The 23,304-nt window shown below is 61.0% G+C and carries 17 protein-coding genes and 1 pseudogene; 7 read left to right on the top strand and 11 right to left on the bottom strand.

The window, feature by feature from the left end; genetic code table 11:
- From FW800_RS18785 to FW800_RS18765, 5 genes and pseudogenes are all read right to left on the bottom strand, one after another.
- Positions 1-312: pseudogene (locus FW800_RS18785) on the bottom strand (arabinose ABC transporter substrate-binding protein); the annotation flags it as partial.
- Between the two features lie 37 nt (positions 313-349).
- The gene (locus FW800_RS18780) at positions 350-1,213 is read right to left on the bottom strand and encodes an SMP-30/gluconolactonase/LRE family protein (protein WP_446438216.1); all 864 of its coding nucleotides are present in this window, start codon (positions 1,211-1,213) and stop codon (positions 350-352) included.
- A 16-nt stretch (positions 1,214-1,229) separates the two neighbouring features.
- Entirely contained in the window at positions 1,230-2,810 is a 1,581-nt protein-coding gene (locus tag FW800_RS18775; protein WP_228309732.1) for an aldehyde dehydrogenase (NADP(+)), read from the bottom strand.
- 10 nt (positions 2,811-2,820) lie between these two features.
- Positions 2,821-3,813, bottom strand: coding sequence for an AraD1 family protein (gene araD1 / locus FW800_RS18770; RefSeq protein ID WP_446438215.1), 993 nt, complete (start codon positions 3,811-3,813; stop codon positions 2,821-2,823).
- Positions 3,814-3,829: 16 nt separating this feature from the next.
- Complete coding sequence (locus FW800_RS18765; protein WP_078821050.1) at positions 3,830-5,152, bottom strand: MFS transporter; 1,323 nt, start codon at positions 5,150-5,152, stop codon at positions 3,830-3,832.
- Positions 5,153-5,343: 191 nt separating this feature from the next.
- Between FW800_RS18765 and FW800_RS18760 the strand changes: the two genes are divergently transcribed.
- Both FW800_RS18760 and FW800_RS18755 read left to right on the top strand, forming a co-directional pair.
- The gene (locus FW800_RS18760) at positions 5,344-7,080 is read left to right on the top strand and encodes an IlvD/Edd family dehydratase (protein ID WP_005787482.1); all 1,737 of its coding nucleotides are present in this window, start codon (positions 5,344-5,346) and stop codon (positions 7,078-7,080) included.
- 48 nt (positions 7,081-7,128) lie between these two features.
- Entirely contained in the window at positions 7,129-7,851 is a 723-nt protein-coding gene (locus FW800_RS18755) for a FadR/GntR family transcriptional regulator (RefSeq protein WP_005787481.1), read from the top strand.
- A gap of 16 nt (positions 7,852-7,867) precedes the next feature.
- Here FW800_RS18755 and FW800_RS18750 read toward each other — a convergent pair whose 3' ends face one another.
- From FW800_RS18750 to FW800_RS18740, 3 genes are all read right to left on the bottom strand, one after another.
- Positions 7,868-8,467: a hypothetical protein gene (locus FW800_RS18750; protein ID WP_078821049.1), complete on the bottom strand. Its 600-nt coding sequence runs from the start codon at positions 8,465-8,467 to the stop codon at positions 7,868-7,870.
- Between the two features lie 240 nt (positions 8,468-8,707).
- The gene (locus tag FW800_RS18745; RefSeq protein WP_446438214.1) at positions 8,708-10,843 is read right to left on the bottom strand and encodes a TonB-dependent siderophore receptor; all 2,136 of its coding nucleotides are present in this window, start codon (positions 10,841-10,843) and stop codon (positions 8,708-8,710) included.
- 204 nt (positions 10,844-11,047) lie between these two features.
- Positions 11,048-12,139 carry an NADH:flavin oxidoreductase/NADH oxidase gene (locus tag FW800_RS18740; RefSeq protein WP_032876480.1) on the bottom strand — a complete coding sequence of 364 codons (1,092 nt, stop codon included), beginning with the start codon at positions 12,137-12,139 and terminating at the stop codon, positions 11,048-11,050.
- 91 nt (positions 12,140-12,230) lie between these two features.
- On the opposite strand from FW800_RS18740, the gene FW800_RS18735 reads away from it, so the two are divergent.
- Positions 12,231-12,530 carry an ArsR/SmtB family transcription factor gene (locus FW800_RS18735; RefSeq protein WP_057704144.1) on the top strand — a complete coding sequence of 100 codons (300 nt, stop codon included), beginning with the start codon at positions 12,231-12,233 and terminating at the stop codon, positions 12,528-12,530.
- 15 nt (positions 12,531-12,545) lie between these two features.
- Here the strand turns inward: FW800_RS18735 and FW800_RS18730 are convergent, their stop codons facing one another.
- Together FW800_RS18730 and FW800_RS18725 are read right to left on the bottom strand one after the other, a co-directional pair.
- Positions 12,546-13,574, bottom strand: a complete 1,029-nt coding sequence (locus tag FW800_RS18730) for a GGDEF domain-containing protein (protein ID WP_032876486.1) — start codon at positions 13,572-13,574, stop codon at positions 12,546-12,548.
- A 2-nt stretch (positions 13,575-13,576) separates the two neighbouring features.
- Complete coding sequence (locus FW800_RS18725) at positions 13,577-14,428, bottom strand: hypothetical protein (protein ID WP_446438213.1); 852 nt, start codon at positions 14,426-14,428, stop codon at positions 13,577-13,579.
- A 331-nt stretch (positions 14,429-14,759) separates the two neighbouring features.
- Here FW800_RS18725 and FW800_RS18720 point away from each other — a divergent pair, with 331 nt between their 5' ends.
- The 3 genes from FW800_RS18720 to FW800_RS18710 all read left to right on the top strand — a co-directional run bounded on the left by FW800_RS18720 (position 14,760) and on the right by FW800_RS18710 (position 19,458).
- Positions 14,760-15,635 carry a bestrophin family protein gene (locus FW800_RS18720; protein WP_005787467.1) on the top strand — a complete coding sequence of 292 codons (876 nt, stop codon included), beginning with the start codon at positions 14,760-14,762 and terminating at the stop codon, positions 15,633-15,635.
- A 114-nt stretch (positions 15,636-15,749) separates the two neighbouring features.
- Entirely contained in the window at positions 15,750-18,158 is a 2,409-nt protein-coding gene (locus tag FW800_RS18715) for a glucose/quinate/shikimate family membrane-bound PQQ-dependent dehydrogenase (protein ID WP_446438212.1), read from the top strand.
- Between the two features lie 55 nt (positions 18,159-18,213).
- On the top strand, positions 18,214-19,458 hold the full coding sequence (locus FW800_RS18710) for a carbohydrate porin (protein ID WP_446438211.1): 1,245 nt from the start codon (positions 18,214-18,216) through the stop codon (positions 19,456-19,458).
- Here the strand turns inward: FW800_RS18710 and FW800_RS18705 are convergent, their stop codons facing one another.
- The gene (locus FW800_RS18705) at positions 19,459-20,442 is read right to left on the bottom strand and encodes a helix-turn-helix domain-containing protein (RefSeq protein ID WP_228309727.1); all 984 of its coding nucleotides are present in this window, start codon (positions 20,440-20,442) and stop codon (positions 19,459-19,461) included. It abuts the gene before it with no gap.
- 238 nt (positions 20,443-20,680) lie between these two features.
- On the opposite strand from FW800_RS18705, the gene FW800_RS18700 reads away from it, so the two are divergent.
- Positions 20,681-22,729 (top strand): TonB-dependent receptor, encoded by a 2,049-nt coding sequence (locus FW800_RS18700; RefSeq protein WP_446438210.1) that lies wholly within the window; start codon positions 20,681-20,683, stop codon positions 22,727-22,729.
- Positions 22,730-23,304: the final 575 nt, after the last annotated feature.

The raw sequence follows: 23,304 nt of genomic DNA, 5'->3' as shown, positions 1-23,304 counted from the left end.
GTTGACCTTGGCCTTGGCGACAATGGCCGGGCCCAGGGACACGTCCGGTGGGCAGATCACAAAGCCCTTGGCACCGTTGGCGGCGAGGCTGTCGATGGCCGAGAGGGTTTTCTCGCCATCGGGCACGGCGATCTTGATCACGGTGAAGCCATGCTCCTTGCCGGCTTTTTCGGCGAAGGCCCATTCAGTCTGGAACCACGGCTCTTCGGCCTGCTTGACCAGGAAGCCGATCTTCACTTCTTCGGCGGATACGATGCTGCTGAGGCTGCTTAACGCAACAGCGGCAGCCAGAACGCGTAGAACCTTTTTCATGAACGACACCTCTTGTTGTTGTTTTTGAGTCTTGGATTTAACCGGCGAAACGATGGCAAGGCTTGCCAGGGACATCCACTTCAATGGCCAACAGCGCACCGTCCAAAGGGTGATCCAAGGGACTCGCGGCACTGGTGATATACAAGGTGGTGAGGTCGGGCCCACCGAACACGCAACTGGTGGGACGGCTGACCGGCAGCTCGATGATGCGGTCGACCTCACCTGCGGGCGTCAGGCGCAGCAGGCAACTGCCGTCCCAACGGGCGTTCCAGATGTAGCCCTCGCTGTCCATGGCCGAGCCGTCCGGCCCACCGCGCTCATGGGGTGCAAACCATACCTGGGCGGGTTCGAGCTGGCCGTCGGACTGGATCGAATGCTGATACAGCGTGCCGTCCATGCTGTCGCCGAAATGCACCTGGCTACCCTCCTCGTTCCAAAGCAACGTGTTGGGAATGCCCAGCCCGGTCAGCAACGGCGTGACCCGCGCATCGGCATCGACACGGAACAGGCCACCGGAGCGCCGGGTGATGGGCAGGTCTTCGCCCTGCTCACCGATATTGTTCTGCATGGTGCCCAGCCACAGCCGGCCCTGGGCATCGCAGCGCGCTTCGTTGCCACGGTTGCCCGGTTGCGGGTCGGCCACGCACAGCAGGGTCAGCGCCTGGGTAGCCAGGTCGAGGCGATACACACCGCTGCTCAAGGTCACCAGCGCATCGCCGCTTTCACACGGAATGAACGCCGAGGCATGCTCGGGCAACTGCCACACCTGCAACTGCCCGTCCATCCAGCGCAGTGCCTGTTTGGCGGCGATATCCACCCAGTAAAGCGCCTGGGATCGAACATCCCAGAACGGCCCTTCGCCCAACCGGGCACGGTGTGGGGTGACTGCGCTCAACGACATGAAGCCTCCTGATGACTTACAGCGATTCTCGAGACGGTGCGCCATCCACCAAGCGCTGGATACGCAACGGGTTGGCGTTTTTCAACGCGTCGGGCAGCAGGCTATCAGGGTAATTCTGGAAGCACACGGGCCGCAGGAAACGGTCGATGGCCAGGGTGCCAACCGAGGTGCCGCGGGCGTCGGAGGTCGCCGGATACGGCCCGCCGTGCACCATCGAATCGCAGACTTCCACCCCCGTGGGGTAACCGTTGAGCAGGATGCGCCCGACCTTCTGCTCCAGCAGCGGCGTCAACTCGGCGAACTGTTGCAGGTCAGCCGGTTCGCCGATGATCGTGGCGGTCAACTGGCCGTGCAGCCCATGCAGGGCGGCGCTGAGTTGAGCCTGGTCGACGACCTCGACAAACACCGTGGTGGGACCGAACACTTCTTCCTGCAGCACTTCGTCGCCGTCGATCAGCAAGCGTACATCCGCCTTGAACAGTTGCGGTTGAGCCTGGTTGCCCGCTTGCGCGCTGCCTGCCAGATGCTGGATGCCCGGGTGAGACAGGAGTTTTTCCAGGCCCTTGCCGTAGCTGTCCAGGGTGCCGGTGTTGAGCATGGTTTGAGCCGGTTGCTCACCGATCAATTGCGCGACCTGTTGCGTGAACGCGGTGAACGCAGGCGAAGCGATGCCAATCACCAGTCCGGGGTTGGTGCAGAACTGGCCGCAGCCTTGTACCACCGAGGCAGTCAGGTCGCGGGCGACGCTCTCGGCACGCGTTTGCAGGGCCTGGGGCAGCACGATGACCGGGTTGATGCTCGACATTTCGGCAAATACCGGGATCGGTTGCGGGCGTGCGGCCGCCATATCGCACAGGGCACGACCACCCTTGAGCGAACCGGTAAAGCCCACCGCCTGGATTGCCGGGTGCTTGACCAGCGCTTCACCGACACCGCCGCCGAAGATCATGTTGAACACGCCCGCCGGCATCTCGCTGGCCTCGGCGGCGCGGATGATCGCATCGGCCACGCGCTCGGCGGTCGCCATGTGCCCGCTGTGCGCCTTGAACACCACCGGGCAACCGGCGGCCAGCGCAGCGGCGGTGTCGCCACCGGCGGTAGAAAACGCCAGGGGGAAGTTGCTGGCACCGAACACTGCCACCGGGCCCAGGCCGATACGGTATTGGCGCAGGTCCGGACGCGGCAACGGCTGGCGGTCCGGCAGGGCTTTGTCGATACGCGCCCCGTAGAAATCACCACGGCGCAGCACGGTGGCGAACAAGCGCATCTGGCCACTGGTACGCCCGCGCTCGCCTTTGATACGGGCAGCAGGCAACGCAGTTTCGCGGCAGACCAACTCGACGAAATCATCGCCCAGCGCGTCCAGCTCATCGGCCACCGCGTCCAGAAACCGCGCACGCCGTGCGGCGCTCAAGGCGCGGTAGGCCGGGTAAGCGGCCGCCGCGGCTTTGGCGGCGGCATCCACCTCTTGCGGGGTGGCCTGGTAGAAATCCTGGGGCAAGGCTTCGCCGGTGGTGGCATCGATACTCTGCAGCTTGACGCTGCCGTTGGCGCTGCGCTGGCCGCCGATGTAGTTGTGGCCGAGGAACTGGGTCATGTAGGTCTCCTTAAAGGGTGATGACGTGGCCGGGTTCGAATACCGCGTCGACCATGCCGATGCCGTTGATCAATGGCGCGCCGAACTCAGCCTGGCTGATCTGGAACACATCGCCCGGTTGAGTACGTATACCGTCGGCGAATGACAGGGTGGCGGTGCCGAAGAAGTGAATATGCACATCGCCCGGTTTGAGAAACTGACTGTATTTGAAGTGGTGGTATTCAAGATTTTCCAGGCTGTGGCACATGTTGGCTTCGCCGCTGAGAAATTCGCTCTGCCAGATCACCTCGCCGTTACGCAGGATGCGGCTGGTACCGGCCAGATGCGCGGGCAACTCGCCCACGCGCAACTCCGGGCCATAGCTGCAACTGCGCAGTTTGGAATGGGCCAGGTACAGGTAGTTCTTGCGTTCCATCACATGGTCGGAGAACTCGTTGCCCACCGCGAAGCCCAGGCGATAAGGCTTGCGGTCATGACCGATCACATACAGGCCGCCGATTTCCGGCTCTTCGCCGGCGTCTTCGGCAAACGGCGGCACCGGGAAGGCGGCGCCTGGACGCACGACAATGCTGCCGTCGCCCTTGTAGAACCACTCCGGCTGCACACCGGCCTGGCCGGCAGTGGGTTTGCCGCCCTCCACGCCCCATTTGAAGATGCGCATGGTGTCGGTCATCGCGCTGTCATCACCGGCCTGCTGGTGCATCTTGTCGCGGGCCGAGGCACTGCCCAGGTGGGTCAGGCCGGTGCCGCTGATCAGCATATGGGCCGGGTCCGGGTGGTCCAGCGGTGGCAGGATTTTAAGTTCGGCCAGCAGCGCCGCGTAGTCATGACTGGCGCCCAGGCCCAGGCTCTGTACCTGTTGCTGCAATTTGATCCCGGCTTCGATGGCGGCCAGGGCCAATTCGCGCACGCTGTATGCGCCCTGCACTTCCCGCAGGGTGTTGCCTTCCACCACGCCGACGCGGCGCTCACCGTTGCTCAACTCGAACTGAACTAAACGCATGCAGGTTCTCCTGGATTTAAGTACGTGTGGCGCCACGGGCGCTGGCGGCAAATTGATCGACGGGCAGTACGTGCTTGCGCTCCAGCAAGCGGTAGACCACGAGGGTCAGCAGCAACCCGAACAGCATCACGCCGGATAGGAAATACAGGCCCGAGGCGAGGTTGCCGGTGTACTCCTTGAGCGCCCCGATCACGAACGGGCCGATATAGCCGCCAAGGTTGCCCACCGAGTTGATCAAGGCGATGCCGGCCGCCGCGCTGGCACCGGCAAAAAACCGTCCCGGCAAAGTCCAGAACACCGCCGTGCAGGAAAACATCGCGAAGGCCGCCAGGCACAGCGCGGCCATCTGCAGCACCGGCACACTCAGCCAGGCACTGCAGAACAGGCCAATGGCGCCGAGCACATAGAGCACGGCGAGATGGCCATAGCGATCGTTCAATCGATCGGAACTGCGCGGGATGATCAGCAGGCCGATGATGCCGAAGATATACGGCACGGCCGAGATGAAGCCGGTGGTGAGGTCACTGCCACCGAACTGCTTGATCAGGGTCGGCAACCACAGGCCCAGACCGTAGATGCTCAGGGTCACCGGCAGGTAGAACAGCGCCAGCAACAGCACGCGTTTGTCTTTGAGCGCATGCAGCGGGTTGCCGTGACGGGTCTGGCCGTAGGCTTGCAGGTCTTTTTCCAGCTCGCCGGTAAGCCAGGTTTTCTCTTGCTCGCTCATCCAGCTGACCTGCCTGGGACCGTCCGGCAGGTAGCGCAGCACCGGCCAGGTCAGCAGGATCGCCGGGGTGCCGATCACGATAAACAGCCACTGCCAACCGTGCAGGCCAAGAATGCCGTCCATGCCGAGCAAACCACCGGACACGGGCCCGGTGATCATCATTGCAATGGGTTGGGAGAGAATGAACAGCCCGAGGATCTTGCCGCGATGGCGCACCGGGAACCACTGGGTGATGTAGTACAGCACGCCGGGGAAGAACCCGGCTTCCGCCGCGCCCAGCAGAAAGCGCATCACATAGAAACTGTGCGGCCCCTGCACAAAGGCCATGCCGATGGTGATGGCGCCCCAGGTAATCATGATGCGCGCAAACCAGCGCCGCGCGCCGAAGCGGTCGAGCATCAGGTTGCTGGGGATTTCGAACAGGAAGTAGCCAATGAAGAACAGCCCGGCACCGAGGCCATAGGCGGCGTCACCGATGCCGACGTCGGCGCCCATGTGCAGCTTGGCGAACCCTACGGCGGAACGGTCCACGTAGGCGATCAGGTACAGCAGGATCAGGAAGGGAATCAGTTTCAGCGTGATGCGCCGAATAAGCCGCAATTCCTGGCTCATGGGGTCGATCTCCGATTGTTGTTTTTATAGAAGCTCGGGGGACGCCTCTCGCGAAATCCGCCAGGGTCATACCTCAGTTGAGAAAGACTATATAGTAGGACTATTTACAAAACAACACTTCCAAAGCAGCGATTTTGCGCTTATTTTTAAGCACGCATAGAACATATAGTCATACAATAAGAGAATCGATCATGCCTGACAAAAAGCCCGGCCTACGCTCCGCCCAGTGGTTTGGTACCGCCGACAAGAACGGCTTCATGTACCGCAGCTGGATGAAGAACCAGGGCATTGCCGACCACCAGTTCCATGGCAAGCCGATCATCGGCATCTGTAACACCTGGTCGGAGCTGACCCCGTGCAACGCGCATTTCCGCCAGATCGCCGAGCACGTCAAGCGCGGCGTGATCGAGGCCGGTGGCTTCCCGGTGGAGTTCCCGGTGTTCTCCAACGGCGAATCCAACCTGCGCCCTACCGCGATGCTGACCCGCAACCTGGCAAGCATGGATGTGGAAGAAGCGATTCGCGGCAACCCGATTGACGGTGTGGTGCTGCTGACCGGCTGCGACAAAACCACCCCGGCGCTGCTGATGGGCGCTGCCAGTTGCGACGTGCCGGCTATCGTGGTCACCGGCGGGCCGATGCTCAATGGTAAACACAAGGGCCAGGACATCGGCTCGGGCACGGTGGTGTGGCAGCTCAGCGAACAGGTCAAGGCCGGCACCATCACCCTGGATGACTTCCTCGCGGCCGAAGGCGGCATGTCGCGCTCGGCAGGCACCTGCAACACCATGGGCACCGCCTCGACCATGGCGTGCATGGCCGAGGCACTGGGCACGTCCCTGCCCCACAACGCGGCGATCCCGGCGGTGGATGCGCGGCGATATGTGCTGGCGCACATGTCCGGTATGCGTGCGGTCGAGATGGTGCGCGAAGACTTGAAGCTGTCGAAGATCCTCACCAAAGAAGCGTTTGAAAACGCGATTCGCGTGAACGCGGCCATCGGCGGTTCGACCAACGCGGTGATTCACCTTAAAGCCATCGCCGGGCGCATCGGCGTGGAGCTGGACCTGGATGACTGGACCCGCATCGGCCGTGGCATGCCGACCATCGTCGACCTGCAACCCTCGGGGCGCTTCCTGATGGAAGAGTTCTACTACGCCGGCGGCCTGCCTGCCGTGCTGCGTCGCCTGGGAGAGGCCAACCTGATCCCCCACCCGAACGCCTTGACCGTCAACGGCAAGTCCCTGGGCGAAAACACCAAGGACTCGCCGATCTACGGTCAGGACGAGGTGATCCGCACCCTCGACAACCCGATTCGCGCCGACGGCGGCATCTGCGTGCTACGCGGCAATCTGGCGCCGTTGGGTGCGGTGCTCAAGCCGTCTGCCGCCAGCGCCGAACTGATGCAGCACCGTGGCCGTGCGGTGGTGTTCGAAAACTTCGACATGTACAAGGCGCGCATCAACGATCCGGAGCTGGACGTGGACGCCAACTCGATCCTGGTCATGAAGAACTGCGGCCCCAAGGGTTACCCAGGCATGGCCGAGGTCGGCAACATGGGACTGCCGGCCAAGCTGCTGGCCCAGGGCGTTACCGACATGGTGCGCATTTCCGATGCGCGCATGAGCGGCACCGCCTACGGCACGGTGGTCTTGCACGTGGCACCGGAAGCCGCTGCCGGCGGGCCGTTGGCGGCCGTGAAGGAAGGTGACTGGATTGAACTCGACTGCGCCAATGGCCGCCTGCACCTGGACATCCCCGACGCCGAGCTGGCGGCGCGCATGGCTGATCTGGCGCCACCGCAAAAGCTGATCGTCGGTGGCTATCGCCAACTGTACATCGACCATGTGCTGCAAGCCGACCAGGGCTGCGACTTTGACTTCCTGGTGGGCTGTCGCGGAGCGGAAGTCCCACGGCATTCCCACTAATTGGGATGCTATGATGCGGCGAATTCAAGCCAGAGCCTGCCCGTCGTTATGGATCACCAGCCGCCCAAGCCGCGCAAGAGCCAGCATGCCCAGATCGTTCAGGATCTGGGTATGCACATCGTTTCCGGTCGCTTCAAGCCCGAAGAACGGTTGCCCATGGAAGCCACGCTGTGCGAGGAATACCAGGTCAGCCGTTCGGTGTTGCGCGAGGCGACGCGGGTGCTCAGCGCCAAGGGCCTGGTGTATTCCAAGCCACGGGTGGGTGCGGTGGTACGGCCACGCTTGAAATGGCACCTGCTCGACCCGGATGTGCTGTCCTGGTTGATGCAGTCCACGCCCCACAGTGAGTTCTTCAATACGCTGGCCGGGGTGCGTCGCATCCTGGAGCCGGAAATCGCCGCCATGGCCGCAACCACCGCCACCGATGAAGACATCGCCATCATCGAACAAGCCTACCAGGGCATGGAAACCGCCAAGACCCACGAGGACCTGTTGCAGGCCGACCTGGACTTCCACCGCGCGATTGCCGACGCCACCCGTAACGACCTGCTCGCCTATATGTGCAACATGCTCTCGCTGCCGCTGCGCGAGTCGATCAATATCACCAACCGCCGCCCGGATATCCAGGGCCTGAGCCTGCCCCGGCACAAGGCAATCCTCACCGCGATCCAGAACCGCGATGCGCTGGGCGCAAGGCATGCCTCGCTGGTACAACTGGATGACACGCGGGTGGCGCTGGATACGGTGATGAATGTGTTGACGCCGTTGTAACCCCACCCCGTCGCACTCACTCCTGATTGTTATTGTTGGCTCTGGGGCAGGTGTTATCGCCCTCTTTTTTCAGCGCCAGCACCGCCTGGCGCTCGGACAACAAGTGGGTGATAGCCCCGCCGATAGCGGCGGAAATCAGCGCCAGGGCTTCTTTGGGCAGATTGATCGCCGCCCACGTCAAGCCGCCGATCAGCAGGATGACAAACAGGATATTGAAACGTGACACGCCCAGTTTGATTGAGCGGACAATATCGGAGGTGTCCTGCATTTTTTCGAAGCGTTTAAGGTCTTCGAACTTACGCACCGATTCCAACGTTTCCAGATAGTGGGTTTCGGCCCGTTTCAATTTCTTGATCACGTCGGCTTCGAGCATAACCTCCTCTATCTCGATCCTGACCAGGCTGATATTGGCACCTGGCCGGCCGAGGATTTCGGAGCTCAACGAACTTTCGGCAAGCTCGGCCAACAGATACGTGTATGAGGTCTCGCTGATTTCCTTGGCGTATTTTTGCAAGGCTGACGTGTAGCACTTGGTGGCGTACCGGGTGAACAGACGCTCCGCATCGTTGGTTTTTTTAATCAGTTCTTCAACTTCATTTATGAGTTCCTGTTCCATTTTTAATATCCCTATTAAGCGTGGCTTGGAAAAATAATAAGCGCCGACCACTACGCTGACACGTTAACGGCAAACATCCCTCCATCGCCCTTCACTGTCTACTGTCAAACCTGACAGTAACGCAGCTGCAAATGTGGGAGGGGGCTTGCTCCCGATAGTGGTGTATCAGTCAAAAACATTGAGACTGACTCACCGCTATCGGGAGCAAGCCCCCTCCCACATTGAGTACTGTGTATAGCCTTATAGGGTGTAGGAGATTCCGACCTGCACGGTGCGCGGTGCGCCTGGGTAAGCGTAGATATTGCCGAACGCGCCTTCCTCATACTCACGGTTGAACAGGTTTTTCACGTCCAGGTTCAGACGCACCTGCTCGTTGACCTTGTAGTAACCCAGCAGGTCGACCACGGTGTAGGCGTCCATCGAGAAGGCCGTATTGGCGGTCTGGCCGGCGCGCTGGTCGACGTACTTGCCACCGGCCCCCAGGCCCAGCCCTTTGAGTGCGCCGTCCTGGAACTCGTAGACGTTGAGCAGGCTGAAGCTGTTGCGCGGGATGTTCATCAAGCGGGTGCCGGCGCGCAGGGTGGTGTCGCGGGTGACTTCGGCGTCCACGTAGGCGTAGCCGCCGATCACACGCCACTCGGGGGTGAGGTTGCCTGCCACGTTGAGGTCAAATCCGCGGCTGCGTACCTGGCCGGTCGCGACACTCAGGGTATTGTCCAAAGGATCGGTGGCCAGCACGTTTTTCTTTTCGATCTGGTAGACCGCTGCGTCGACGCTCAGTTGACGATCAAGCGCCTCCCACTTGATGCCCATCTCGTAGGACTTGCCTTTCTCCGGCGCGAAACCACCGCCTTCGCGGCTGGCGCCGGTGTTGGGCTTGAACGAACGGGCGGCGTCGGCATAGATCGCAACGGTGTCGGTGAGGTCGTAGATCACGCCCACACGCGGCGTGACGGCGTTGTCGGCGGCGGTCCACGGTTTTACTCCCGCCACATAACTTTGGTAGTCATGTTCAAAACGCTCGAAACGCGCACCTGCCAAGACTTTCAGACGCTCGGTCAGTGCCACCTGGTCCTGCACGAAGGCAGCGTAGGTCTTGAGGTTTTCTTTATCGTGGGTGGGCGTGCGAGTCAGCGCCGGGCGCGTTTGGCCGTACACCGGATTGAAGATGTCGATCGGGTAAGTGCCCAGGGCCGCACTGGAACGCTGGATGATCGACTTGTAGTCGTAATCCTCGTACTCGATACCGGTGAGCAAGGTGTGCTCGAACCCGCCCGTGGAGAAGTGGCCCGTCAGGTTGAGCTGGTAATCCTTGTCGGTCCATTCCAGCTTGCGGTAGTTGAAGTTGCGTTGCAGGGTACGGCCATCGGCACCCAGGCTGCCCGGCCCGTTAGCTTCAATGGCGTTACCTTTCAAGCTGCCGTCCAACCATTGGAAACCGCCGCCCAGGGTCCAGTTGTCGTTGAGCGTGTGCTCGAAACGCAACTGGGCCATGTTGTTGTCGTTGTGCAGCTTGCCGGCCTCCTTGTCGCCCCAGAACGTATCGCGCGATGGCGTGCCGCGCTGGTTGGGGAAACGCGTCAGGCCACGGTCCAGCGGGTGGTTGTTGCGCATGAAGTCGCCTTCGAAGGTCACCTTGGTGTCATCGGTGGCCTGCCAGGTGATCACTGGCGTCACGCCATAGCGCTCGGTCTCGACATGATCGCGGAAGGTATCGCCACCCTCGCCCACCACGTTGAGGCGATACGCCAGACGGCCCTCTTCGTCCAGGGGCCCGGAGGCATCCAGGGTGCCGCGCTTCATGCCCTGGTCATTCACCTGGCTGCCCAGGGTGACGGTGCGTTCGGCCAAGGGTTGCTTGGACACCACGTTGAACGTACCACCGGGGTCGCCACGGCCGTAGAGCATGGTTGCGGGGCCGCGCAACACCTCAAGGCGTTCGATGGTGTTGGCATCCGGCATGTTCGGGTAGCCCCGGTTGATCGGGAACCCATTGCGGTAGAACTCACCGGTGGTGAAGCCACGCACGGTGAAGGTGGTCAGGCCCTGGCCGCCAAAGTTGTTGGCGCGGCCGACGCCGCCGACGTAGTCGAGAGCATCTTGCAGGCGGGTTGCGCCGATATCCTCGACCACGTCTTTGGAGACAACGCTGATGGACTGCGGGGTTTCATGAATCGAGGTGTCGGTGCGCGTCGCACTGGCTGAACGGGTGGCATGGTAGCCCTGCACCGGGCCCTGCGCCGATTCGAAGTCTGCAGTAGCGGTCACATTGGTGGCTTGCAGCTCGATACTGGCTTTTTCAGCAGGGGCATCCTCTGCCCAGGTCAAAGGGGAAAACGCCTGGAGCACACAGATTGAAATCAGGGTACGACGCATGGATGTAAACCTAGTGAATGAGCCAGATGGGGCGGCAAACCTGCCAATAATTCGCCGCGCATCATATCTCAGCATATTCTCGTTTGATATCAATTCTCATTTGTTATTTTTCAAGTATCGGCGTTGTATCGAGCGGGTACTGCAAAAACCACGGGCGAAAAAAAGCCACTCAATCGAGTGGCTCATATCACCGGCTGGCTGGCCTCAACGGTAGCGTTCCAACCAATGTGCGTAAGGCGCCGGCAAGGTCCAGGAGGACTTGTCCACGCCCAACTCCTTGGCGGCAAAGTACGCCCAGTGCGGATCGGCCAAATGCGCACGCCCTACCGAAACCAGGTCCAGATGACCGGCCTGCAGCGCGCCTTCGGCCAGTTGCGGAGTACCAAAGCCCCACGCCGATGTCACCGGGATACCGGCTTCACGACGTACACGTTCAGCAATTGGCCCCATGAACGCCGGACCCCACGGGATGTTGGTGTCAGGAATCGTGAAACCGACACTGACGCTCAACAGATCCAGGCCACCGGCCTTGAAGCGGCGCGCCAACTCGATGGATTCGGTAAGCGTCTGCTCGTCGCGGCCGTCATATTCGATCACGCCAAAGCGTGCGGTCAGTGGCAGGTTTTCCGGCCAGACTTCGCGTACGGCGGCCAGGGTTTCCAGGAGAAAACGGCTGCGGTTATCGAAGCTGCCACCGTAGGCATCGGTGCGCTGGTTGGAGTGCTCGGAGAAAAAGCTTTGGCCCAGGTAACCGTGGGCGAAGTGCAGTTCGATCCATTCAAAACCGGCATCGCGGGCGCGACGGGCGGCATCGACGAAGTCTTGCTGGACGCGGGCGATGTCTTCCAGGGTCATGGCACGCGGCACGTTGGGCAAATTGGCGCCGAATGCAATGGCCGACGGCGCGATGGTTTCCCAGCTGCGGGCATCGGAAGCCGGGATGTGGTCATCGCCCTCCCATGGGCGGTTGGCGCTGGCTTTGCGGCCCGCGTGGGCGATCTGGATGCCCGGTACCGAACCTGCGGCCTTGATGGCCTTGACCATCGGCACGAACGCCTGGGCATGGGCATCGCTCCAGATACCGGCGCAGCCTGGGGTGATACGCCCCTCCGGTGCGACTGCTGTGGCCTCGACCACCAGCAGGCCGGCACCGCCCCGGGCCATGCCGGCCAAGTGCACATGGTGCCAGTCGTTGACCATGCCGTCGTCGGCCATGTATTGGCACATCGGCGGGATGGCAATGCGATTGCGCAAGGTAACGTCTTTGAGTTTGAACGGTTCGAACAATGCGGACATCAGATACTCCGAGAGAAGCGTGTGTGATTCGATAGTTCGATGGTAATCGAACTATGGTATTGAACGCTACCCCCCTGTTATGATCCGCCCCATGCGAGCCTTCAAACACCCTACCCTGCAAGAATTGACGCTTGAGCGCGTGCTGTACGCCCTCAGCGACCCCGTGCGCCTGGACATCGTGCGCTGCCTGGCCGGCGTGGCCGAAGCCACCTGCGGTGAACTGGACGGCGGGCGGCCCAAGTCCAGCATGTCCCACCACTTCAGAGTGTTACGTGATGCAGGCCTGGTACACACGCGCAATGTGGGCACCACCCATATGAATTCGTTGCGCCGTGAAGAGCTTGAGAGCCGCTTTCCCGGGTTGCTGGCGAGTGTTCTTGCGCAATCCTAGCGGGCGTTTTGCCGCTCAGGACGCAACAGGCTGCAGCAACACGCCATTAAGGTGCACGCAGTCCTTGCCATTGCGTTTGGCGCCGTAAAGATTTTTGTCCGCCATCTTGAGCACCGCCGATAACTCGTCACCTGGCGCGAAGCGTGCCATGCCCGCACTGCAGGTGTAGTTGTGAGGCGCGGCAACACTTGAGCGTATGGCCTGCAACAAACCCAGCACGAACTCACGGGCGAAGACCGGGTCATCGTCCTGCAACAACACGCCGAACTCTTCCCCGCCGATTCTTCCAAAGCTGTGGCTGCCTTTGGCGTTTTTCAGGCACACGGCCATGGCCCGCAGGATCTTGTCACCGACATCGTGACCGTACAGATCATTTTTTGCCTTGAAGCTGTCGATATCCAACATGATGAAGTAGCCAGCCTGGCCGCTGTCGAGCAGCTGTTCGAAGCTTTGCATAAAAGCGCGACGGTTAAGGATCGAGGTCAAATAATCGGTTTCGGCCAAGGCGCGAAACTCGCTTTCCACCAACAACACCGAACGCAGGTTCTTCAAATACGAATAACTCAGGATAAAACCGATGGAGACCGAAGATGCGCAAAATATCAGCAGATAAGCCTGTGTTCCTGCATATATATCGGCCTGCATCGGCGACCATAATATGAACCAGACCAACAGGGCGCCGACCAGATAATCCTGAACACTGATAAACAAGATAGCGCTGCCGACCACCAGGGTGACGGCCAGGGGCAAGCCGTAGATACGCAACTCCTGATTAAGGCCAATGACATAGGCAAACCCCACGGACAACATCACGATATAGGCCACTCCCAGCATCCGCCACAGTAGAAAGTTGGCGGTTTTGGAGTGAAACCGGCATACCAGCAACAGGCCAATGGTGACACCCAACATGGACAGGTCGAACTGCATGGCTGGATGAATCAGCCAGATACCGACCCAGGCAATGATCCCGATCCATTCCGCTTGGGTCACCGCAGGCGACAACAACCTGCGCATCCTGGGCCTTAACTTCAAGTTAGCAGGCATCCTTACGCTCCCATCTCAATAGCATGCAGGCCCAGCGCAAAAGAAAAGGCCATAAAGCGTTTTACCAGGCTGACAAAAGGCGGCAGCACTTCCAGCCGGGTCTTGGAGTGAGCTTTGAAATACCCCTTCTCGACACCCTCCTGGACCATTCGAATAATGTGAGTCTTGGACACGGAAAGTTGCTTGGCCAAGGCCAGATAAGACGATGACCGGAACATGGCCCGATCATTTTCCGGCGCGAAGGCATCGTTATAAATCGCCAGCATCAACAGATGCCCGGCGTCTCTTTTCACCAACCAGTAACACTCGGGAAGCAGTACATCCACCGTGAGATCGGCGTCGAGGATAATGGCAAAGCCCTTGAAATAAAGGGACAGGAAGCCACGGTCATCCAACTCGCGCATTTGCCGGAAAATCGCCCGCTCAGGGTAAAGCCGCGCCAATGACTCGGTGAGCGAGGTCAACATCAAACGCGCTTCGCGACAGGCCTCATCCGACGGCGCGTAGACCCTGAAGCGACTGTCTTCGGGGTGCGGCGCGACGTCCATGAAGCCCAGCGCCCGCAATAACAGGAACATTGATTCCAGGCTGTTTTTTGAACAATACCTGCGCGTCACACACAGGGTCTTAACTTCCGACAATAACGGTAAGGGTGTGGCGAAGTATTCACTCAATAAGGCAAACGACACCATCAAACGGCTGTATTTAAGTGCACTCTTGTAGAAAAACGGTCTTCGGGAATAGGGCACGAGCAGCACGTGGTAATGCGCTCTCAGGCACGATTCAAAATCCTTATGACGTTCGAGCGCTTGCGCGGTATTACACATAGCCGACTTCAACGAACTGACATGCATGAAAGAGCCCTGATCATCCAACTTGATTCCACTGATCTCAGCTACGAAATCCCTGCAGCCCGGCCCCAAAACAAATCACGTGGTAAACCCTACGGTTAATGGCTTTTTGCCTCGAACGCAATGTACAGCGATTGCCGGACAAGACGTCATCAGTACCAAAGTTGTTCCAGATTCAAGTGGACCCTCTGCGCACACCTGCGCGTAACTTCTCGTTACATCCTCCGAAGCTAGTAACTGGGGGACGAATCGATTCAGCAACCGGCGAACCTTTCTCCCTTGCGTGGCGTCGTAACAGAGCATTGTTGCCAACCGCCCGCCGCGAGGTTCTCGTTTGAAAGCTGCCGTCCTGAAGAAATACCGCCTGATCATCAAGACCATGGGCTATGTGGGCTGGGCCCTGTTCTGGCTATTGCTGTGGGATGTGGCAGTAACCGTGGACTTCATGTTGTTTCTCACCACCAAGATCAACCTGCCGCTGATGCCACTGACATTGCTGGGTTCGGCGCTGGTGGTGTTGATCAGTTTTCGCAACAGCAGCGCCTATAACCGCTGGTGGGAAGCGCGCACGTTATGGGGGGCGATGGTCAACAATTCACGCAGCTTTGCGCGCCAGGTGCTGACGCTGCTGGATGACCCCGACGGCGAAGTGAATCCGATCAAATCCACATTGCTGCGCCGCCATGTGGCGTATGTGAATTGTCTGGCCGCCCACCTCAAGGGCGAACCCTGCCCGGATGAAGTGCGAGCGTTTATCCCCGCCGAGGAATTCGCCCGCAATGGCGCGACCAACAATTTTGCCAATGACATCCTGACCGGGTCAGCGGCGTTGCTGGCCAAGGAGTACAAGGCCGGTCACCTGGACAGTATTCGCCTGGCGCGGCTGGAGTCGACCCTGGTCGACCTGTCCAATGCCCAAGGCGGCATGGAGCGCATCGCCAATACACCACTGCCCTACCCCTACGTGTATTTCCCGCGGCTGTTTATCTCGCTGTTCTGCCTGATCGTACCGGTGGGCCTGGTGGAATCCCTCGGCTGGTTTACCCCGCTGGCTTCCACGGTAGTGGGTTTTATGCTGCTGGCCATCGAGCGGATCGGCACCGACCTGCAAAGCCCGTTTCACTCCAGCGAGCATCAGATCCAGATGGAGGCGATTTGCGAAACCATTGAGAAGAACCTGCAATCGATGCAGCGCGATGCGTTGGCCTGAGCCAAGGCATCGTCGCCGTAGTTGTAAAAGACTATTACGAGGCACAATGTACTAACCGGTTACTTATCTTGCTAAAATCGCGTCTTTGCCCTCTCTCACTCGAGTCTATTCGACATGAAACGAGCATCGCGCGCCGCTGGCGTCTCTAGATTTCTACTCCTGGGCCTGGGCGTTGTCATCGCCCTGCTCGGCCTTGCGCTTGCCGTGGGCGGCGCCAAACTGGTCAGCCTGGGAGGTTCCTGGTACTTCCTGGCAGGTGGCGTGGCCATGGCCGTCTCCGGGCTGCTGATCGCTCGGCGCAAGCCTGCCGGGCCGTGGTGGTTTGCCGCGTTCCTCGTCGGTACGGCCGTATGGGCAGTGGCCGACGTGGGCCTGGTGTACTGGCCGCTGTTCTCGCGGCTGTTCATGTTTGCGGTGATCGGCGTGGTGGTGGCGCTGGTGTATCCATTGCTGGCCGGCAAACCGGCGCGTGGCGCTTATGCGGTCGCGGCTTTGTTGGCAGTCGGCGTGGCGGTGGCGGCAGGCAATATGTTCGTCGCTCACCCAAGCGTGGCGCCGACCGGTGCCGGCCCTGGCATCACCCCGGTAGCCGAAGCCGATGCACAGAAAGACTGGGCGCACTACGGCAACACCGAGGGCGGCAGCCGCTTCGCCGCGCTGGACCAAATCAATCGCGACAACATCGACAAACTCAAAGTCGCCTGGACCTACCACACCGGTGACGTGGCCATCAGCGACGGCAACGGCGCCGAAGACCAGTTGACGCCCTTGCAGATCGGCAACAAAGTCTTCATCTGCACCCCGCACAACAACTTGATCGCTCTGGACGCCGACACCGGCAAAGAGCTGTGGAAGAACGAGGTCAACGCCCAGTCGGCGGTGTGGCAGCGTTGCCGTGGCATGGCCTACTTCGACGCCACTGCGCTGATTGCCCAGCCGACCCTGCCCAACAGCTCGCCGATCATTGCCGCCAGCGTGCCTGCCGGTGCGCAGTGCCAGCGTCGCCTGCTGACCAACACCATTGATGCGCGCCTGATCGCCGTGGATGCCGACACCGGCAAGTTCTGCGAAGACTTCGGCACCCATGGCCAAGTGGACTTGAAAGCCGGCCTGGGTAATGTGCCGGACAGCTACTACCAACTGTCCTCGGCGCCTTTGATCGCCGGCACCACCGTCGTTGTCGGTGGCCGTGTCGCCGACAACGTGCAGACCGATATGCCAGGCGGCGTGATCCGTGGTTTTGATGTGATCAGCGGCCAGATGCGTTGGGCGTTCGACCCAGGCAACCCTGAAGACAAGCAAGCGCCGGCCGCGGGCAGCACCTATGTGCGCAGCACGCCGAACAGCTGGGCGCCGATGTCCTACGACCCGCTGATGAACACCGTTTTCCTGCCGATGGGCAGCTCCTCCACCGACATTTACGGCGTGGAACGCACCCAGCTGAACCACAAATATGGCGCCTCCGTGCTGGCGCTCGACGCGTCCACCGGTGCCGAAAAGTGGGTCTACCAGACCGTCCACAATGACCTCTGGGACTTCGACCTGCCGATGCAGCCGAGCCTGATCGACTTCACTGCGCCGGGCAGCGACAAGGCAGTACCGGCCGTGGTGATCGGCACCAAGGCCGGGCAGATCTACGTGCTCGACCGCGCCACCGGCAAGCCGCTGACCGACGTGCAGGAAGTGCCGGTCAAGGCCGCGAACATTCCCAACGAACCATACTCCCCGACCCAGCCAAAATCGGTGGGTATGCCGCAGATTGGCGCGCAGACCCTGACCGAATCGGACATGTGGGGTGCTACGCCGTACGACCAGTTGCTGTGCCGTATCGACTTCAAAGGCATGCGCTACGACGGCCTGTACACCGCGCCGGGCACCGATAAATCCCTGAGCTTTCCGGGTTCGCTCGGCGGCATGAACTGGGGCAGCATCTCCACCGATCCGGTACACGGTTTTATCTTCGTCAACGACATGCGCCTGGGGCTGTGGATCCAAATGGTGCCGTCGCAAAACAAGGCCCAGGCCTCTTCCGGTGGTGAAGCACTGAACACCGGTATGGGCGCCGTGCCGCTCAAGGGCACGCCTTACGCGGTCAACAAGAACCGCTTCCTGTCGGTGGCCGGCATTCCCTGCCAGGCACCGCCATTCGGCACCTTGACCGCTATCGACATGAAGACGCAAAAAGTTGCTTGGCAAGTGCCGGTGGGCACGGTTGAAGACACCGGCCCCCTAGGCATCCGCATGCACCTGCCAATCAAAGTCGGCCTGCCGACACTGGGCGGCACGTTGTCCACCCAAGGCGGCCTGATCTTTATCGCCGGCACCCAGGACTTCTACCTGCGCGCCTTCAACAGTGGCAACGGTGACGAAATCTGGAAAGCCCGTTTGCCGGTTGGCAGCCAGGGTGGCCCGATGACCTACGTGTCGCCGAAAACCGGCAAGCAGTACATCGTCGTCACCGCCGGCGGCGCGCGCCAGTCCACCGACCGTGGCGACTACGTGATCGCCTACGCCCTGCCGTAACCACCCCTCTGTTCGCGCGGTGCTCCCGCACCGCGCTTTGCGTTTGGAACCCCGCATGAACCCTACTTCTCATACCTCCCTTGGGCGCCTGGTGCTCGGCCTGGCGTTGACTGCCGCCCTGCCCGTTCAAGCCGACGACACCACCCTGACCGGCGACTGGGGCGGCCTGCGCCGTGAGCTCGACGCACAAGGCATCCGCTTTACCGGCGACTACAGCGGCGAAACCGCTTACAACGCCCACGGCGGCCAGCATCGCTCGGCGCGCTATTCGCAAAACCTCAAGCTCGGCGTGCAGTTCGACCTGGGCAAGCTTTACGGTTTCAACAACGGCGACCGCATCCAGCTGACCATCAACGACCGGCGCGGCAACAGCGCTTCCGAAGACCTGGTGGGCAACCGCCTGCCGATCCAGGAAAACTACGGCGGCCTCTACACGCGCCTCACCGAGTTGAGCTACGAGCGCACGCTGTTCACCCCCGCACTCAACGTCAAGCTCGGCTACATGGCCATGGGCAATGACCTCGGCGGCCTGGACAGCGGCATTTTGTGCAATTTCATGAACGCCGGTTTCTGCGGGCACCCGCTGAACATGTCGGGCGGCAGTGGCTGGGCCAATTACCCAAATGCGCACCTGGGCGCGCGGGTGAAATATGACTTTTCGCCAAACTGGCAACTGCGGGTGGCGGCGTTCAACGTCGACCCTTCCAGCAATGGCAACTCCAGCCGCGCCTGGCACCTGGGGCCCAAGCACACCACCGGCACCGTGGTGCCCATCGAGCTGATCTACAAGCACGCGGGCAGCCTGCCGGGTGAATACAAGCTCGGTTATTACTACGACAGTTCCGATGTAAAACGCATTGGCAGCAACAAGGACGTCAGCGGGCGCGGCGGTCACTACCTGTTGATCGACCAGGCGGTGTGGGCCTCCCCATCCTCCCAAGGCCGCAGCTTGCACGCCTTCGGCCAATACTCGGCGGCCAGCGAAGCGGCTTCGCCGTTCACCAAGTGGTATGGCGCGGGGCTGGTGCTGTACAAACCGTTCGACAGTCGCCCACGGGATACCGTCGCCCTCGGTTATGGCCGTGCAGTGCCCAACCCGCGCAGCCGGGATAACGCGGATGCGGCCTACGCCAACCTGGACAACGCTGAACAGCTGATCGAACTCAGCTACGGCTACCAGGCCACACCGTGGCTGACCTTGCGCCCGGACGTGCAATACATCATCGAGCCGGGGGCGTTTTCCGCACAGAACATCGACAACGCGCTGGTGCTGGGACTGCAGGTGAAAGCGACCTTCTAGTCAGCCGACATCCAGGGCTCTGCCGCGCCCGCCATTTTTCAACATCGACGGATTGATCCCGAACTGCTTGCGGAACGCCGTGGCGAAATGGCTGGCGTTGGCATAACCGAGGTCCGAGGCGATGCGCATCACCGATTCATTGCCGCTCATCAAGCGGCTGCGCGCCTGGATCATGCGCGTCTGCTGGAACACGCCATAGACGCTGTTGGAGAACAGTTGGCGAAACCCGCGGGTGAGCTTGGGCTGGCTCAAGCCGGATTCACGGGCCAACTCCGACAGGCTTGGCGCCTTGCCCAGATCTTCCAGCAAACGATCGCGGGCCCGCACCAGGCGCTGGCGGTCGGTGTGGCTGACGCGGCAGGTGCATTCGCCATCCTGGCGCGCTTCGAGGAACAGACTGACCAGCGTGACACTTTGCCCGTACAGCCACAGGCTGCTGCGCGGCGGGGCCGATGGCAGGCTGGCGCCGTGGTCCATGGCCAGGCCGAGCATGTGCGCGGTAGCACTCATTTCACCGCTGCGATGGCCGTCGAGGAAGCAATGTTCGCAGGCCAATGCCTTGTTCAGCAGCGGGTCGAGCTTCAATTCCCACTGGGCCAGCAACTCGGGGCGAATCATGACGGTGATGTTGTCGATCTCGCCGTGCTGATGATATAGGCCATGGCGGCAACGGCCAAAGCTGATGCTGCCCGCGCCTTCATCAATCACATAGCGACGTTGCCGGCGCCCATCGCGAAAGCTGCACGCGGCCTTGCCCTTCAACAGGTTGGTGAAGCTGAAGTGAATGCACTCGCTGTCGTCTTGCAAGGGCAACTCTACCGGCTGCTCAAAGGTGCTCTGCCAACGCACGATGTCCAGGCCCTCCTGCAGGGTCATACGCGTGACCCGGCAATGCGCTCCCGGCCCCAGATCGCTACCAAACCCTCCCGTAATGATTCGCGAGACCGGCATCGGTTCTCCTGCGCCTCCCTGAACGGCTGACATCGTAAATCTCCTGGCTGACCGGATACGGCTCGAATCAGACCACATCGGGGTAGAACTCTGCAATTGATAATTATTAGCATTTGGCACACCACACGTGCCAAGCCAGATTGCTGCTGCCCCTGAGCAACGCACGCCGATCAGAACTCTCAGTCAAGGTCCCATCATGTCTGCACGATGCAACACGGCGGCTACCCGTCAATCTTGCTACAAATGTAATAGTATAACAATAGCAATTGCTTTGACACTGACCCCTTCCGCCTTCGCCGCCACCCTCAGCGAACCCCTGCAACTGCCCGCCTCCACGGTAACGGCGCGCATGGCCCAGGAAGATTCCAAGGAAGTGCCGATCAGCGTCAGTGTGGTCGATGGCGAACAACTGCGTACCCAACGCCTCGATACCCTGGAAAGCGCCCTGCGCAATACCTCAGGGGTCAGCGTCAATTCTTCCGGCGGGCCCAACGACTTCAACGTGTTGATCCGCGGTGTCGGTTCGCTTTACCAGATGTCCATGGACGACAGTTCGGTCGCATTCAATATCGACGGCGTACCTGTGTCGTCGCGCAGCCTGGGGTTCGGCACCCTCGACGTCGACCGCATCGAAGTGCTCAAGGGGCCGCAGGGCACACTGTCCGGTGCAATCGGCCAGGCCGGTGCCGTGAATATCACCACCCGCCAACCCAGCCGGGAACTCGAAGGTTATGTGCGTGGTGAAGTCGGCCAGAAAGGCCAGTTCCTCACCGAAGGCGCCATTGGCGGACCGCTCAGTGACAGCCTCAGCGGCCGCCTGGCGGTGCGACGTGCCGGCTACGACAGCTGGATCGACAACGACCAGACCCATAACCCCATTACCAAACCGCGCAACGAAGCCTATCGCGCCAGCTTGTTGTGGGACCTCAACGATGACACCCACGTGCTGTTCAGCGCCGAACGCCAGCAGACCGAACGCGCCACCAATTCCCTGGTACTGCGCCCCTACGGCAGCCACCCGAGCCTGGACCTGACGCCTGGCCTGTTCGACGACAACGAAAAGACCACCGAGCGCTACACGATCAAGGTCGACCACGACTTCGCCAACAGTCGGCTGACCTCCACCACCGCCACTGGCACTGCCGACTTCACCGGCTTGATCGCCTACGACAGCAAGCTGATGGGCGCCCTCTATGGCACGCCCGGTGAGTTCTGGGTGGTGGACAAATCCTTCGAGCGCAGCTGGAGCCAGGATATACACCTGGGCTCATTGCCCGATTCCGACGTGTTCTGGGTCGCCGGCGTCGCCGCCAGCCGCAATGAACGCAGCTACGACACCCCACGCAACACCTACGGCACCTCCGGCGCCAAGTTCCGCGACTTCACTACCACCACCTACGCAGGCTACGGCGAAGTGACTGTCCCGCTCACCGAACGCCTGAAACTCACCACCGGCTACCGCCATTCCTGGGACCGCAAGACCTACGACGGCCAATACTTCGCAGGTTCGAGCGCCGTGGACGACTCGCGCGCACTCACCGACCACTACGGCACCGGCCGCGTCGCCCTGAGTTATGCGATCACCCCACAGACCAACGTCTACGTGCAATTGGCAAGAGGGTATAAATCCGGCGGGTTCAATGATTATGCCTCCCAGGTCAGCGACAGCGAACCCTACAAGGCCGCCGTCAGCAGGGCCGCCGAACTGGGGTTCAAGAGCGAGACCGACGACCGTCGCGGCAGCCTCAACGGCGCGCTGTTCTACACCCGCGTGCACGATGATCACTTGCTTGGCTACGACGCGGCGACCTTCGCCACCAACGCCTTCAACGCCGACACCCGCACCCGCGGCGCCGAACTGGAAGGTAGCTGGCGCTTCGACTACGGCCTGACCCTGGCCGCCAGCGCGACCTACCTCGATGCCAAGATCACCAGCGGCGTACAAGGCATCCAGGCCGGTGACGTCGCCGCCGGCAACCGCACCCCGGATGTGCCCCGCTGGAGCGGCAACGTCAACGCCAGCTGGAAACACCCCCTGGGCAACTTCGCCAGCCTTGGCCAGACCAGCCTCAACACCAGCCTCAACTACCACCTGGTTGGTGAACGCGCGGCTGACCCGCAGAACCACTTCAACCTGGACAACTACGAGAAACTCGACCTGCGGGCGGGCCTGGAGAGCAAGTTTGGCGAGGTGTATGCGTTTGCCGACAATCTGTTGAACCAGACGTATGACACCTATGGTTTCTACAGTGACCCGGTGGCCTATGGTGGGCCGTCGCGGCGGCGGACGGTGGGCGTGGGTTATACCTATCAATTCTGAACCGACGCGATTCGGCCGGCTGTCCTGAGTTCAAATGTGGGAGGGGGCTTGCTCCCGATGGCGGTGGATCAGTCACAAATGTCCTGACTGACACTCCCCCATCGGGGCATGGGTATCTACACAGCTGTGTAGCAGCCGACGGTAACCACGATGCGCAGCGAGCCGCTCTCGCTCTTGATCTGCTTTTGATCTTGATCTCAGGCGCCCCGTTAAACCACGCTGGCCGGAATTCGACAGGGATTTGGGGGGTAAACCGGCAGGGATGCCGGTTTAGCCGCCCCGCGCCATGGATGGCGCGTGGCGGCGGCCCCCCAAATCCATGGCGGATTACGGGTACACCGAGCCTGAGCGAGGTGCCGAGTGGTGGGGCAAGAGCGTTTGGTTACTTTGCGCTTTTCAAAGTGACCCGCTGTAAAAGCGGAACCAATAGTGGCCGTTACCTAAATAATGGATATGTACTCGGTCTGATCCAACATGCTGGTCAACTGTCAGGTCGCCATCGGGGGCAAGCCCCCTCCCACATTTGGATCGTAGGGCATCAGTTAGATAGCTATAGGCTGTCAGGTCGCCAGCGG

The organism is Pseudomonas sp. 910_23, from assembly GCF_052850795.1.
Note: the sequence above shows the minus strand (reverse complement) of the source record. Positions and strands in the feature narration are given on the sequence as shown.